Raw genomic sequence first — 13125 nt, 5'->3', positions numbered from 1 at the left:
CTGTCGTTTGAACAGTTTGAGAGGGGCTACGCCGGCAGGCGCCAGCCCGATCATTCAGTAGATTTGAAACAGCAGCAGGCCGACAATGGCCAGGGCCAGCAGGAACCAGCGGGCGTAGTGATCGGGGCGGTCATAATCGTCATCAGTAACCTGACAGGAACTTCCGCCAGCGCTGGCCTCATACTCGGCCACCAACTGACGTGCCTGGTACAAATCGTCGTCGTCAACGTGAACGTTGCTGAAACCGGCGGCGCCGATCTCGCCCATGGCACCCTGGAGATAGTGGCCGCCCACAAAGGCCTCAATGCCGTTGGCTTCCAGCAGGCCAGCCACAATGTGGGCTTCGGTAATGTCTCGCGCCCGATAGGCAATTTGCAACACACGACTCCTTCTGTGACCGTTCCGGGCAGAACCGGGACAAATCTGCGAGTATTATCTCAAGCATAGTTCGCCCCCTCTGGCGAGGCCAATAACCAGCAGCCTGTCGGACTTAAGTGATCGTCACGAGCAAGGTGGGAAAGCGAGCGCAAATTTTTTGGATTTTGAGGCGCATAGTGGTTCTATGTAACGAAAAATCCGGGAAATTTGAGCCGCTTTCCCACCGGCACAGTAGATCAGCCTTAAGTCCGACAGGCTGCGAGGGACTGACCATGCTCTGGATTATTCTTGCCATCATTGTGTTTATTGTTGCCGCAACACTGCTGCTGTTCCGCCTTGAGGATCTGTCTCACCTGGACCAGGACGACTACCCGGTCCGGGATGGCAAGCCCAGCGATGCAAACCGGGAGGTTCTGGGGCGCATTCGCGAACTGGGGCAATCATCGAAGGGCCTTCGCGGCAAGGCCCGGCTGATGGCCCTGCGCAAACACATGGACGAACTCAGTCAGGGGCTGGAGTTGGCGTCCGAATTCCGCCACTGCGAGTCTCCCCGCGGTGAGTGGGTCATTGCCCCGGGCTGCGATACCCGCCGCCGGATTCTGTACATCCATGGCGGAGCCTGGGCCGCCGGCAGTCCCCGAAGCCACCGGGCGATTACCGACCGGTTGTCACAGATAACCCGAGCGGCGGTGTTTGCCCTGGACTACCGGCTGATGCCGGAAAACCGCTTCATGGATGGTGTCCGGGACTGCCGGGAGGCCTACACCTGGCTTCTGAAACATGGTCCGGAGAGCCCCGAATCTGCCGGTTTCATGGTAGTGGCCGGGGACTCCGCCGGCGGCAGCCACACCCTGGGGCTGATCGCCTGGATACGGGATAACGGGCTAAGGCAGGCGGATGCCGCGATTACCTTCTCGCCCTCAACCGACCTGACCCTGACGGCACCGAGCAATCGCAACAACATCGAGACCGATCCCTTGCTGGGGCCGGCGTTTGGCGGATTATCGAAAATCCCCCTGCCGGTGATCTGGTGGGCCACCCTGGCCGCGTTTCGGGTCTCTCCGGCCAGCCCTGTGGCCTCACCACTGCGGGGCGACCTGAGAGATCTGCCACCAACCCTGATTCAGGCCAGTGATACTGAAATGCTGCTGGATAACGCCCGACGTTACGCTTCCAAGGCACAGGCTGCAGGCTCACCAGTAACCCTGCACACCTGGCCCGGGATGGTGCACGTATGGCAGATCTTCGTGCCTCTGCTTCCCGAGGCGGAAGAGGCGTTTCAGGACATCAAGTCATTTCTGGAGCAGGTTGAATCAGGCAGCAGGATGCACCCGGAAGGTCAAACCTGAACTTTTCCGCGAAGCGCCTTGGTTTTGCCCTTCTTGGTTTTCTTGTCGACGCGCTTGCGCTGGGAGGAGCGAGTCGGTCTGGTTGGCCGCCGGGCCTTTTGGGGTTTCACCGCTTGCTGGATCAGTTCCTTGAGACGCTCAAGGGCGTCCTCCTTATTCAATTCCAGGGTACGAAAGGATTGCGCCTTGATAATCAGTACACCTTCCTTGCTGATTCGCTGGTCATTAAGCGACATCAGCCGTTCCTTGTAAAAAGGCGGCAAGGTGGAGTGCGGAATATCAAAGCGCAGGTGCACTGCGGAAGCCACTTTATTCACGTTCTGGCCACCGGCACCCTGGGCACGAATCTGGGTTATTTCGATTTCCCAGTCAGCAAGTTCAACAGCATTGGATAGTTTCAGCATCTGCTAAGGTTAACAAATCCCCGACACCCGGGCTTCGAAAACACGGTAATCAACCATCATGTGCGGACGATTCACCTTTTATACGCCACCCGACACCCTGATCCTCGAGTATTTTCCGGAGGGCATGGAGGTGAATGGCCATTTTGACCCCAGCTACAACATCACCCCCGGCATTGGCATTCCCATGATCCGGATGAGCATGAACGGCACGCTGATCATGGCACACTCCCATTGGGGGTTCCGCCCGGTGTGGGCCGGCGACAAGGCGCCCTCTCCGATTAATGCCAGGGCGGAAAGTGTGGCCACCTCAAAATACTTCCGGGAGGCGTTCGCCCACCACCGATGTCTGATTCCGGCCAATGGCTGGTACGAGTGGACACAAACAGAGTACGGCAAAGAGCCTCACTACGTGACGCCGGCAGATTCTCAAAGTTACCCCGCGATTTTCTTTGCCGGGCTATGGACACCCAGAGAGGGAGACGAAACCACGGCCTGCGCCATTATCACAGAGCCAGCCAGCGAACACCTGAAGCACATCCATGACCGCCAGCCGGTGGTTCTTGACCCGACCTGCCTGAGGGACTGGCTGAACCCGGAAATCACGGACCGGAAGCAGGTGCGAACAGTTACCCATCGCCTGGCAGCCGACCAATTGAAAGCGGTGACCGTCTCTGCCGCAGTCAATAACCCAAAGCACAACACCCCGGACCTGATTCACGAGGTGCGAAAACTGTAGTAGTCCGTTAATACCCGCTCCGCCATTACCACTGCTACTGTTTTCGGACCTGGCATGACAATCACAAGGAGACAGCCATGAGCGGGAAGAAGATTCTGATGATCACCGGTGATTTCACCGAAGACTACGAGACCATGGTGCCGTTCCAGGCACTTCAGGCCGTTGGCCATACGGTTCACGCCATCTGCCCGGACAAAAAAGCGGGTGACACTGTCGCCACCGCCATCCATGACTTCGAAGGAGACCAGACCTACACCGAAAAACCCGGACACCGGTTTGCCCTGAATGCGGATTTCGAGGGCCTGGACCCAGCGGATTACGATGCCCTGGTGATTCCCGGTGGCCGTGCTCCGGAATACCTGCGCCTGAACAGGGACGTGCTGAATCTTGTTCGCCACTTCTTCGACACCGACAAGCCGGTGGCGGCAATCTGCCACGGTGCCCAGTTGCTTGCGGCAGCGGGAGTGCTTGAGGGCCGCAAATGCTCTGCCTATCCGGCCTGTCAGCCGGAAGTGGAGCTGGCCGGGGGCAGCTTTGCCGGGATCGAGGTTGATCAGGCCGTAACCGATGCTAATCTGGTAACAGCACCTGCCTGGCCCGCCCATCCGGCCTGGCTGGCGCAGTTCTTAAAGTTGCTGGATAAATAATGACGCGGGGGCCGGCATGCCAGCCCCTCGTTAACCCCAGGGAGACCGCCATGTGCAAGCTCTTTATCAATGCCGATCCGGAGCTATGGGTCAGCAAGACTCACTCCCTGCGTATCGACGGCATGGTTACCAGCGTGCGCATGGAGAACGCCTTCTGGCATGTACTGGCAGAGCTGGCCGAAAGGGACGGCATGAACCTGCCCCAGATGATCACGCGCCTTTACCACGAGTCCATTGATGCGGGCCACGACCTCGGCAACTTCACTTCGTTCCTGCGGGTATGCGCCCTTCGGTATCTGGAGCTCCAGTTAAGTGGCGACGTTCCGAGGGATACCCGGGTGCCTATAGCCTCCCTCGATGCAGACCGCATTCTAAACGCGAAACGTAACGAACCCGTTGTTCCGGATGTGGTCAACAAATCCACACACTGAACCGCGACCACCGGTTCCCTGGGCGCTAACTCTGGCCATACTGTTTTGCTTTGGTATCTCGGGAATCCGAGGTTTCAACAACTTCCTGCAGATTGCGTCTCGGAGCAGCTGGCAGATCGGTCGCCGGATAACCAATTCTTAGCAGGATCTGGGGGAATCCTGAGCTGCCCAGAAGATGCTGAATTTTCGGGCGAAGTACCGCCACCTGAATCGGCTGATTCAGGTAGGAGGCCTGCAGCCCCTGGCCTAAGGAGGTGAGTAGCACCCGCTCCAGTGCCTGCCCCGCTTTCAGCCAGTCTTCGTCGCCGTCTCCAGAAGTTCCCAGCGCTGCAATAACCGGGGATTCATCCGCCAGCTGCCGGTCTTTGGCACCGACACCGTTACCCATATCGAAGGTGCGCACGACCAGCTGTGCCACGGGGGCAACCATGCCCGGTACTGTCAGGCCATCGCCTTTGCGGCGGGGATGCATCCAGGCTGCCAGTTCCCGCCGCCAGCTGGGATTGGACCACTGGGCAGCATCACCTTCGGCAACCAGTTCAGCCACCTGGTGGCGGGCCGACTCAGATTCCAGAACCTGGAACCAGGCCCCTTCGGCCTGTGCCGCTTCGGTCAGTGTATCCAGCACACCGGATGGCACCTGTTTTGGCTCGAAACGCTTGCGGTAGGTGCGGCGCCTGGTGATCGCCCGGAACAGCGCAGTTTCCCGATCTTCTATACCAACTGTTTGAGAAAAGGGCTCAAACGAAACCGTGGCGAGCAGATCCTCATCTTCCGGATCCGGCAGAAGTGCGCAATTTGCGGTAAACCCGGCGTGAGCAGCGGCAACCCGGAGATTTAACAGTGCACAACCACAACTGATGGTGAGCTCCCTGTCATCCGGATCATTCACCGGCAACGCCCGCAGCCGGTCCGCGAACAGTGATACACCGTTCCCGCTGATTTCAAAACGCCAGGGCTGGGTGTTGTGACTGGAAGGGGCCAGAACGGCGCTTTCCAGAATGGTTGCAAGGGTATCCTGCGATATTGAATCCGTGCGGCGTCCTTCGCTCATAGGCGACTCTCCTCGTTGGTCTGAACCCAGACTATTCCGGCCTGCCCGAAAAAGATAGCCAGGGATTGGCGGGGAATTCCACACGCCGTATCAACAAAATCACACGAACCGTAACCTGACATATTCGCGTTCGAATAATACAGTGGGAAGGGAGTGCCCTATGAGTATGGCGGTACCTCTTCCGACGGCTTCGATTGCTCCGGGTTCATTCTCACGGCCTATCAGGAAGGCCTTGGCAAACAACTGCCCCGAACCACCTCACAGATGCTGGCGAGCGGTGATGTGGTTCATCCCGGCGAGATCAAACCCGGTGATGTGGTGTTTTTCCGTATCGGCGGCAAGGAACAGCACGCCGGCATCTACATGGGTGGGGACCGATTTATCCACGCCTCCACCTCGGTCGGTGTTACCCAATCCTCGATCAGCGGCTACTACTGGAAGGGCCGACTCACTCAGGCACGGCGTTTCGACTAATCCAGACGGCCCTTTCCGGGATTCGCTTCGGAAAATTCCAATCCTACAGCGCACCACCAACTGCAAGATGCAGCGCGATACTGGCCATCATCAAGCCAATAACGCCATCGATAATCCGCCAGGCTACGGGACGTGAAAGCACTGGCGCCAGCGCCGACCCGCTCCAGGCCAGCAGACCGAACCAGAGGATGGAGGCACTGCTGGCGCCGGCCACAAAGGTGGTGGCATCCTCCTGCTGGGCACCCACTGCCGGGATTAGCAGCAAGGTGTCGAGATACACCTGGGGATTCAGTAGGGTGACTGCCAGCGTGGTAAACACTACGGCTTTCAGACTGCTCTTTGTTACCTCCCCGGCCTCAAGGGCTACCCTGCCCCGGCCGGCACGGGCAAATGCCTGGATGGCCAGCCAGCCAAGGAACGCCACCCCCAGCCAGCGCAGGATTTCCAACGCCTCTGGCATTGCCATCAACGCCGCACTGATGCCGAACATACCCAGGGTGAACAGGGTGACATCGGCCACCATGCACAGCCCCGCCGACCACCAATGGTGCTCCCTGCGGATTGCCTGGCTCAGCAGATAGGCGTTCTGCGCTCCGATGGCAACGATAATGCCGCCGCAGACAATCAATCCAGTCAGGTAACTCTCGAACACGTTGGTTTCTCCTCTATCGATAGCGCAAGGTTACCGGTTTACCTCTATACTGGAAATTCATACTCATAATGCTGCATCAGTTTTACTTATGATTGATTACAAGCTTTTGGAAGCGCTGGCGACGGTTATTGAATGTGGAGGATTCGAGCGAGCCGGCCTGGCTCTCGGGCTGAGCCAGTCCGCTATCTCCCAACGGATCCGCACCCTGGAGATCCGGCTCGGGCAACCGGTCTTGGTGCGCAGCCCGGTGCTCAAGGCCACCCCGGCCGGACAACGCCTGCTTAACCATGTTCAGCAGGTGCAGCTCCTGGAAAGAGACCTCACAAAATCCATCCCGGCACTCTCCGAACCCGCTGCGCGGCTGCGCATTGCACTGAATGCAGACAGCCTGGCAACCTGGTGGGCAGCTGCCGTGGGCAATTTCTGCGCCGATGAAGCCCTGCTGCTGGATCTGGTGGTCGAGGACCAGGACATTGGCCTGCGCCGGATGCGCGAAGGTGATGTGGCTGCCTGCGTCTGTAGTAGCCCTCAACCGGTTGCCGGCGCCCGCTGTGTACCGATCGGCACCATGACTTACATGCCACTGGCAACCCCGGACTATGTTCAGCGGTATTTTGGGAAAGGCCTGACCGAAACCAGCCTGAAGAATGCCCCGGCAATCGTCTTCGGACCTAACGACCAACTGCAACACAGGTTCCTGGCCCAGTGCGGGTATCACGGTACCTTTCCCCATCACCTTTGCCCTTCCTCGGAAGGTTTTGTAAAACTGGCACTGGCCGGCACGGGCTACGGGATGATTCCGGAGATGCAGGCGCGCCCGGAAATTGATGCGGGGCGACTGGTGAGCATCGCCCCGGAACAAACCCTGGAAGTGCAGCTATACTGGCACTTCTGGCGCCACGGCGGCGGCGTAATAGACCGCCTGACAAAGGCCCTGCAAACGGCTGGAACTTTCGACTCGCGCTGATCCGCCAACTCAGGCAAATGGACACCGAAGAAGACCACGGATTAATCGCCCGACAGATCGGCATGCTGCGAAAACGGATTGTGCTGACCAAACGGATGCGGGCCAGCTTTGAAAGTGCTGGTGGGGAGGATGTCGATCACTCGTGATGGCAGTTCCGGCCGGGGTCCACGATGGTAACGCCAAACCAGCGCGGAAACCGGAGCAGGCAAAACAGGGCAATCATGTCGTAGACGGCGTGCCAGACCATCACCAGTGTCAGACTCTCGGAAAACACATAGGCCGCACCCAGTATCAGCCCCAGGCCGGTTGCAACCAGAAAATAGGTGAACGATATATAGTGCGCCAGCCCGAATAACACCGATGCCGCCAGAACCGAGGTCACTGCACCGGTGTGCGCCATCAGCCAGCCCTGGATTGCGCCCCGGAACAGCAGCTCCTCGCCAATACCGGCCAGCAGGGACAGCAGAATCAGCACAGCCGGGGAATAGCGGGATGCAAACTCATACAACCCCTGCATCTGGCGTTCGAGGTTCTCCGGAAACAGCCCTGGCACCCGCGTAAGCAGTAGCAACACGGCATAGGTACCGGCCGCGCCGAAAGCCCCGTAGAAAATGCTCGGCCACAGGCCCGGACCAAGGAGCAGCACCGGAATCCCGAAAACCAGAATGGCAATCAACCCCAGCACACCGATACCACCCTGGAATAACAGGGCGGCATTGGAGGAAATACTGGATTTGCGCCGTTTTCCCAGTGCCATTTACTGCTCGAACAATGGCTTCACCGGAAACAGGGCGTCGTACTGCGGCGCCTTCTTCTGGACCTTGGCCTGGAAGGATTTCTTCATATCCGTCGGCCGGAACATGCCCGCCTGCCAGGTGGCCATGTACTTCAGGCTGTCTTCCACGCTGTGGTCACGGCTGTAGTTGAGCATTTCCTTGCAGCCGGTGACAGCCAGGGGTGAATTGGCGGCGATCTGCCCGGCAATATCCAAAACTGCCGTGAGCATGGTTTCCTGGTCGGCGTAGACGGAATTCACGAAGCCCAGATTCCGCGCCTCACTGGCGGAAAACCTGCGCCCGGTGTAGGCCAGTTCGCGAACCACGCCTTCCGGCATCAGTTTTGGCAGGCGCTGGAGAGTGCCGACATCGGCTGTCATGCCCAGCCCGGTTTCCTTGATGGTGAAGTAGGCATCTTCCGTGCAGTACCGGCTGTCAGCGGCACAAACCAGATCAAGGGCACCGCCAATACAGCCACCGTGGATGGCCGCCAGCACGGGAAGACGTATTTTCTCCAGGGAAGTCAGGGTGTCCTGCAGCTGCAGCACCACCCTGCGCAGGTTTTCCGCCATCCGGCCGGGGTCGCCATTCATGGGTACGGCTTTGGGGTCGCTGAACACACCCAGATCCATGCCGGCGGAGAAGTGCTTGCCGGTGGAGGAGATGACGATCACACGGGCGTCTGTGTTGGCTTCGATCTCCTGCATGCAGCGGGGTAACTCAAGCCAGAACGCCTTGTTCATGGTGTTCAGGGCCTCGGGGCGGCTGAACTGGACATGGCCAATGAAGTCTTTAACCTCGATCGAAAAACTCTCGTAACTGGACAACTCAGACAAGACAGCACTCCTTATGTAAATTTCGTATTATGGCGAGCATAAAAACCACAAGTTAACCCGAAAAGGCCTGGTATGGAATTCTCCTTCCCCGGAACCTCCGCCGGAACACCCACCAGATCACGCAATGTGACCGGCCTCTACCAGGGAAACCTGTATCTCGCCAGGGACTTTGCAAGCTATACCCTCGGCAAGGATCTGATGCTGAGAGTCAGCAAGAGTCTATAATGCGGTCGTGGATTCAGGGCGCTTTCCGGCTTTAGGTGTGTCGCTTTTGTGGATTCACTTTGCGTTTGGTGAAGATCAAATTACACTGCCCCAAGGGCTAGACTGAAAACCGATTCAACTTTCACTGCTCAGGAAGGCGGTCAATGACCCGGGCCAACACAAAAGAGCTTCATCTGCTGCAACAGCATGAATTCGAAGACTGGCTCGATTTGCAGGCTGTTGCTACCGGTGTCAGCAAGGCAAACACCGGCGCGACCTTCCTGCTTAACCTGTTTCTGAACCAGATCTTCCGGCAGGACGTCAACGATGACAATAACCCGTTGACGCCCAGGGCGCTGTGCGCCTGCCTGCAATATATGGTCGATCATCTGGGCATCGCGCGGGAGCACCGCGTCACCATTTACCGGGCCTGGGAGAGCGCACTCGCCAGGGTCTGGCCCGCCGCAGTCCGGTCCATGATCAATGACTTCCGGCGGGCGGGGCTGGAAGCTCTCGACCTCACCGAATTGCCGGCAAACTGGTCGCTGAGGGAATACGCTTCAAATGACACAGGTTTGACGGCGGAAAACAACGAGGACACACCCGGCCATCATCCGGAAACCGACATACCTGAGCGAACAGCAACGGAGACGCCATCAGCCGGACGCTCCCTGTTCCAGTTGATGGCGCTGGAGGACAACCCGACATCCGAGCTCGCTGGATCGCACGGCCGTGGAGAAGGCCAATCTGGTCGACCGTTTGTTTGCACCGCTGAAGACTCACGAAGAGCTTTCGGGTTCGCTTCGCCATCAACTGCAACAACTGCGGTTACCGGTGTTCGAAACACTCATAGAAACACCGGATTTCCTGAATGCAGACGACCATCCGGCCCGGGACATCATCAACAACCTGATGCATATCTGTCTTGCCGAAAGGGCGTCAAGCAAGAAACTTGAAGCGACGGTTGCCGATATCGTCAAAGAACTCACACAGATCGAGTCATCGAATCCCGACCTGCTGGAAAGTCTTGGCCAGTGACTCAGGCGACTTGTAGAGCGCCAGGATCAGTCATTTATCCGGAACTCGGAACGACTGGCCAAAACCCTGGAGGGGAAGGAGCACCTGCGCAGGACACGTAAGGATGCCCGGCAACGACTGAACGCGCTCCTGGGCGGGAAACAGGTTCCGAAGATTCTGATCCGTCTTCTTCAGGCCGGCTGGGAACAGCTGATTGTTCTCACAATTCTTCGGGAAGGGCCGGAAAGCCGCCACTGCGAAGAACTGTTTGACGTGGTGGCACAACTGCACGCGTGGCTGTCTCCTGCCGGCACTTCCGGTGAGCTGGCGTTTGAGAGAGAGCTTGAGAGCAGCGTCATGCTGCAGTTCATTGAACGCGAGCTTAAAATGGCCGGTGACGTCTCCCGAATCCGCCCGGTCATAGACGAGTTATCCGGAACTCTTCAGGGCCAGGTGGAGGCAGATACCCTCTGGGTGGAGGAATACGGCGAGGCGGATGAGGCGCCCGTGACCATACCCCCGGAGCTCGAAGACAGTCGATGGGTCTCAAGGGCGAAGGGTATTTCGGTTGGCGACTGGGTCGAAATCTGGCTCGACAGCGGCGAGACACGCCGAATGCGCCTCGTGTGGGGAGGAGAGGACTCACTCAGATTTGTCTTCCTCTCGCCCAAAGGCATGACTGAAGTCAGTTACGGGTTCCCGGAGTTTGTTCAGAAACTTGCCGGGGGGGAAGCCTGGCTGGTTGAGGGCGGCGACATCCCGTTCCTTGATCAAAGCCTTTTCAGCATTGTTGAAGACGTCTATCGGAAGCTGAATTTTCAGGCCACCCATGATGCACTGACCGGCTGCATGCATCGTCATGATTTTGAGAAACAGGTATCGCGGCTGATCAACACGCCTCCATCCTTTACCAAGGACGGTAGTGGGGCCCTGATCGTTCTGGATATTGACGAGTTCAGTGTCATCAACGCCTCCTATGGCTCAGAGGCCGGCGATACCCTGTTGCGACACGTCGCCGGCAAACTTCGGGATGAGTGCCAGTCCCGATTCCCTGAGTCACATGTTGGCCGGATAAGTGGCAATGAGTTCGCCGTGCTGATCAATGACATCAGTACAGAAGACTGTCTGGACTTCGCAGAACCCATCCGGCGAAACTTCGAGCAGCAGGTTTTCCAGCATGGTCCGGAGGAATATCAGGCGACGGTGAGCATCAGTATCCGGCCAGTAACAGGCGCTGCAAATTCGCCCGGGGATCTCCTCAACCAGGCGAGCCTCTCTCTCAAGGCTGCCAAGAAGCAGGGCGGTAACCGGATCGAACTGGCCAGAGAAACCCGTGACCCATCACAGATTGGCACTCCGCAATGGGTGACTGAAATTGACCGGACTATCCGTGATGGCAGTCTTTATCTTCGTGCCCAGCCCATTGTTCCGCTGGGCCCGGAAACCGGCGAAGGAAAAATGTACGAGCTCTTGCTGGGGCTCCGGGACAGCTCCGGCAAGGAGATTTCACCTCAGGGGTACATCGAGGCAGCGGAACAGTTCCACCGCAGTACACGGGTCGACTTGTGGGTCGTTTCAGAGGTTATGGCCTGGATGCGCAGCAATCCGGAGACCCTGGACGATATCGCTACCCTGAACGTAAACCTGTCAGGCTCGTCGTTGAGTGATGACAGCTTCATGCTCGGCCTCGAGTCAAACCTCAGGGCAAACCCTGAGCTTGCCCACAAACTCTGCTTCGAGGTGACCGAAACCTCAGCCGTTGCCAACCTGCACTTTGCCTCCGACTTCATGCGGGAGATGAAGCGCCTCAGTTGCCGGTTTGCCCTGGATGACTTCGGTACCGGATTGTCCTCTTATGCTTACCTTCAGAAGCTTCCTGTGGATTTCGTGAAGATCGATGGCATTTTCGTCCGGGACATGGCTACAAACCTGACAAACTACGCCATGGTGCGCTCGATCAATGAACTGTGTCATTTCCTGGACCTGCAGACGATTGCCGAATACGTCGAGGATATGGAAATCATGGACACCCTGAAAGAAATTCAGGTGGACTATGCTCAGGGCTTCGCCATTGCCAAGCCGCGCAGGCTGGATAGCCTCGGTACCGGAAAATCCGACACCCCGGTTTATGCCTACAAGAAATAGCTTTGCATTTCCCGGCAGTAAGAGTACAGTGGGCCTCGTTGGAAAGATTTAGCAAAGCATTTCATCAATAAGACCGCTCTGAGTTGTAACAAGTAGCACGTCCTGTTTTTGATCACGCCAGTTTTTTGTTTCCGCATACCGCTGATCAGGCATCACAAAGATGTTCTGACGGCACATTAAAAGATTGAATTCAGGAAAGTATATTATGTCTACAGTTACCGGTAACGTTAAGTTTTTCAACGAAGCAAAAGGTTTTGGCTTTATCACTCGCGAAAGCGGCCCGGACGTTTTTGTTCACTACAGCGCTATTCAGGGCGGCGGTTTCAAGACTCTGGCTGAAGGCCAGCAGGTCGAGTTCACCGTTACCCAGGGCCAGAAAGGTCCCCAGGCGGAAAACGTAGTCGCTCTGTAAAGAGTCGCTCTATAAAGAGTTGATCTGTGAATAACAGACGACACGTAATGAAAAAGGCAGCTCCGGCTGCCTTTTTTCGTTTGCCCGGCCTTTAGTTGCGGGTTTTTGACATTCACCTGTGTCTGGTGCCAGTCTAAAGTGAAGGATCAGTGGCTTTGAAACCTCAAACGGAAAAGGAAAACTCTCATGTACAGTAAAATCCTCGTTCCGGTCGACCTCGCCCATACCGATAAAATGGTAAAGGCACTCAACACCTCCATCGATATCGCCAAACACTACAAGGCAACCCTCTGCTACGTGACGGTGACCAACAGCACGCCCTCGGCTGCAGCCCATAACCCGAAGGAACTGGCGGAGAAACTCAGCGTCTTCGCTGAGGAACAGGGAAGATTGCACGGCATTAATACCGACAGCATCGTCATGGAGTCCGCCGATACGGCTATTGAGCTGGATGACAAGCTGCTCGAAGCCATTCAAGAAACCGGTGCCGACCTGGTCGTAATGGCCTCACATGCACCTGGCATTGGAGACAGGCTTCACGTTCTCCATTCCAATGGTGCCAACATCGTCAGGCACAGTGACATTTCGGTTTTCGTGGTGCGCTGAGCTGTTCCCGGAGTTGCCCATCTCGCCCAGAGGGTCA

General features: G+C 57.3%; 16 protein-coding genes and 2 pseudogenes. 12 read left to right on the top strand and 6 right to left on the bottom strand.

What is annotated here, in order from left to right:
- Nucleotides 1-54: 54 nt before the first annotated feature.
- A complete protein-coding gene (locus tag D0851_RS18065; protein ID WP_264756453.1) occupies nucleotides 55-381 on the bottom strand; it encodes a DUF2007 domain-containing protein in 327 nt (108 codons plus the stop codon).
- A 269-nt stretch (nucleotides 382-650) separates the two neighbouring features.
- Here D0851_RS18065 and D0851_RS18060 point away from each other — a divergent pair, with 269 nt between their 5' ends.
- Entirely contained in the window at nucleotides 651-1727 is a 1077-nt protein-coding gene (locus D0851_RS18060) for an alpha/beta hydrolase (protein ID WP_117619869.1), read from the top strand.
- Here D0851_RS18060 and arfB read toward each other — a convergent pair.
- Entirely contained in the window at nucleotides 1718-2131 is a 414-nt protein-coding gene (gene arfB / locus D0851_RS18055) for an alternative ribosome rescue aminoacyl-tRNA hydrolase ArfB (protein ID WP_117619868.1), read from the bottom strand. The genes D0851_RS18060 and arfB overlap by 10 nt on opposite strands.
- Before the next feature lie 58 nt (nucleotides 2132-2189).
- Here arfB and D0851_RS18050 point away from each other — a divergent pair, with 58 nt between their 5' ends.
- From D0851_RS18050 to D0851_RS18040, 3 genes are all read left to right on the top strand, one after another.
- Entirely contained in the window at nucleotides 2190-2867 is a 678-nt protein-coding gene (locus D0851_RS18050; RefSeq protein ID WP_117619867.1) for an SOS response-associated peptidase, read from the top strand.
- 77 nt (nucleotides 2868-2944) lie between these two features.
- The gene (locus D0851_RS18045; protein WP_117619866.1) at nucleotides 2945-3514 is read left to right on the top strand and encodes a DJ-1/PfpI family protein; all 570 of its coding nucleotides are present in this window, start codon (nucleotides 2945-2947) and stop codon (nucleotides 3512-3514) included.
- 50 nt (nucleotides 3515-3564) lie between these two features.
- Nucleotides 3565-3945, top strand: coding sequence for a ribbon-helix-helix domain-containing protein (locus tag D0851_RS18040; protein ID WP_117619865.1), 381 nt, complete (start codon nucleotides 3565-3567; stop codon nucleotides 3943-3945).
- 25 nt (nucleotides 3946-3970) lie between these two features.
- On the opposite strand, the gene D0851_RS18035 is transcribed toward D0851_RS18040, so the two are convergent.
- Nucleotides 3971-4999: an Acg family FMN-binding oxidoreductase gene (locus D0851_RS18035; protein WP_117619864.1), complete on the bottom strand. Its 1029-nt coding sequence runs from the start codon at nucleotides 4997-4999 to the stop codon at nucleotides 3971-3973.
- Between the two features lie 153 nt (nucleotides 5000-5152).
- On the opposite strand from D0851_RS18035, the gene D0851_RS18030 reads away from it, so the two are divergent.
- Nucleotides 5153-5473, top strand: a complete 321-nt coding sequence (locus D0851_RS18030) for a C40 family peptidase (protein WP_227539347.1) — start codon at nucleotides 5153-5155, stop codon at nucleotides 5471-5473.
- Between the two features lie 43 nt (nucleotides 5474-5516).
- On the opposite strand, the gene D0851_RS18025 is transcribed toward D0851_RS18030, so the two are convergent.
- Nucleotides 5517-6125, bottom strand: coding sequence for a LysE/ArgO family amino acid transporter (locus D0851_RS18025; RefSeq protein WP_117619863.1), 609 nt, complete (start codon nucleotides 6123-6125; stop codon nucleotides 5517-5519).
- Between the two features lie 88 nt (nucleotides 6126-6213).
- On the opposite strand from D0851_RS18025, the gene D0851_RS18020 reads away from it, so the two are divergent.
- Entirely contained in the window at nucleotides 6214-7092 is an 879-nt protein-coding gene (locus tag D0851_RS18020; RefSeq protein ID WP_117619862.1) for a LysR family transcriptional regulator ArgP, read from the top strand.
- Nucleotides 7093-7228: 136 nt separating this feature from the next.
- Here the strand turns inward: D0851_RS18020 and D0851_RS18015 are convergent, their stop codons facing one another.
- Both D0851_RS18015 and D0851_RS18010 read right to left on the bottom strand, forming a co-directional pair.
- Entirely contained in the window at nucleotides 7229-7849 is a 621-nt protein-coding gene (locus D0851_RS18015) for a CPBP family intramembrane glutamic endopeptidase (protein ID WP_205422235.1), read from the bottom strand.
- Entirely contained in the window at nucleotides 7850-8704 is an 855-nt protein-coding gene (locus D0851_RS18010) for a crotonase/enoyl-CoA hydratase family protein (protein ID WP_117619861.1), read from the bottom strand.
- Between the two features lie 72 nt (nucleotides 8705-8776).
- Here D0851_RS18010 and D0851_RS20255 point away from each other — a divergent pair, with 72 nt between their 5' ends.
- The 6 genes and pseudogenes from D0851_RS20255 (at nucleotide 8777) to D0851_RS17995 (ending at nucleotide 13088) form a co-directional block, all read left to right on the top strand.
- The gene (locus D0851_RS20255) at nucleotides 8777-8929 is read left to right on the top strand and encodes a hypothetical protein (protein ID WP_162893772.1); all 153 of its coding nucleotides are present in this window, start codon (nucleotides 8777-8779) and stop codon (nucleotides 8927-8929) included.
- Between the two features lie 143 nt (nucleotides 8930-9072).
- Nucleotides 9073-9312, top strand: a pseudogene (locus tag D0851_RS20680) (DUF1631 family protein); the annotation flags it as partial.
- 328 nt (nucleotides 9313-9640) lie between these two features.
- Nucleotides 9641-10660: pseudogene (locus D0851_RS20885) on the top strand (DUF1631 family protein); the annotation flags it as partial.
- Nucleotides 10661-10774: 114 nt separating this feature from the next.
- Nucleotides 10775-12070, top strand: a complete 1296-nt coding sequence (locus tag D0851_RS20880; protein WP_264756491.1) for an EAL domain-containing protein — start codon at nucleotides 10775-10777, stop codon at nucleotides 12068-12070.
- Between the two features lie 205 nt (nucleotides 12071-12275).
- Entirely contained in the window at nucleotides 12276-12482 is a 207-nt protein-coding gene (locus D0851_RS18000) for a cold-shock protein (RefSeq protein WP_008176018.1), read from the top strand.
- Between the two features lie 186 nt (nucleotides 12483-12668).
- Nucleotides 12669-13088 carry a universal stress protein gene (locus D0851_RS17995; RefSeq protein ID WP_117619860.1) on the top strand — a complete coding sequence of 140 codons (420 nt, stop codon included), beginning with the start codon at nucleotides 12669-12671 and terminating at the stop codon, nucleotides 13086-13088.
- Nucleotides 13089-13125: the final 37 nt, after the last annotated feature.

This window comes from Marinobacter sp. Arc7-DN-1 (assembly GCF_003441595.1).
Taxonomy (GTDB): Bacteria; Pseudomonadota; Gammaproteobacteria; order Pseudomonadales; family Oleiphilaceae; genus Marinobacter; species Marinobacter metalliresistant.
Note: the sequence above shows the minus strand (reverse complement) of the source record. Positions and strands in the feature narration are given on the sequence as shown.

What these genes read in the sequence shown, in the direction of transcription:
- D0851_RS18060 (WP_117619869.1), top strand. Translation starts at nt 651, where the DNA reads ATGCTCTGGATTATTCTTGCCATCATTGTGTTTATTGTTGCCGCAACA.
- arfB (WP_117619868.1), bottom strand. Translation starts at nt 2,131, where the DNA reads ATGCTGAAACTATCCAATGCTGTTGAACTTGCTGACTGGGAAATCGAA.
- D0851_RS18050 (WP_117619867.1), top strand. Translation starts at nt 2,190, where the DNA reads ATGTGCGGACGATTCACCTTTTATACGCCACCCGACACCCTGATCCTC.
- D0851_RS18045 (WP_117619866.1), top strand. Translation starts at nt 2,945, where the DNA reads ATGAGCGGGAAGAAGATTCTGATGATCACCGGTGATTTCACCGAAGAC.
- D0851_RS18040 (WP_117619865.1), top strand. Translation starts at nt 3,565, where the DNA reads ATGTGCAAGCTCTTTATCAATGCCGATCCGGAGCTATGGGTCAGCAAG.
- D0851_RS18035 (WP_117619864.1), bottom strand. Translation starts at nt 4,999, where the DNA reads ATGAGCGAAGGACGCCGCACGGATTCAATATCGCAGGATACCCTTGCA.
- D0851_RS18020 (WP_117619862.1), top strand. Translation starts at nt 6,214, where the DNA reads ATGATTGATTACAAGCTTTTGGAAGCGCTGGCGACGGTTATTGAATGT.
- D0851_RS18015 (WP_205422235.1), bottom strand. Translation starts at nt 7,849, where the DNA reads ATGGCACTGGGAAAACGGCGCAAATCCAGTATTTCCTCCAATGCCGCC.
- D0851_RS20255 (WP_162893772.1), top strand. Translation starts at nt 8,777, where the DNA reads ATGGAATTCTCCTTCCCCGGAACCTCCGCCGGAACACCCACCAGATCA.
- D0851_RS20880 (WP_264756491.1), top strand. Translation starts at nt 10,775, where the DNA reads ATGCATCGTCATGATTTTGAGAAACAGGTATCGCGGCTGATCAACACG.
- D0851_RS18000 (WP_008176018.1), top strand. Translation starts at nt 12,276, where the DNA reads ATGTCTACAGTTACCGGTAACGTTAAGTTTTTCAACGAAGCAAAAGGT.
- D0851_RS17995 (WP_117619860.1), top strand. Translation starts at nt 12,669, where the DNA reads ATGTACAGTAAAATCCTCGTTCCGGTCGACCTCGCCCATACCGATAAA.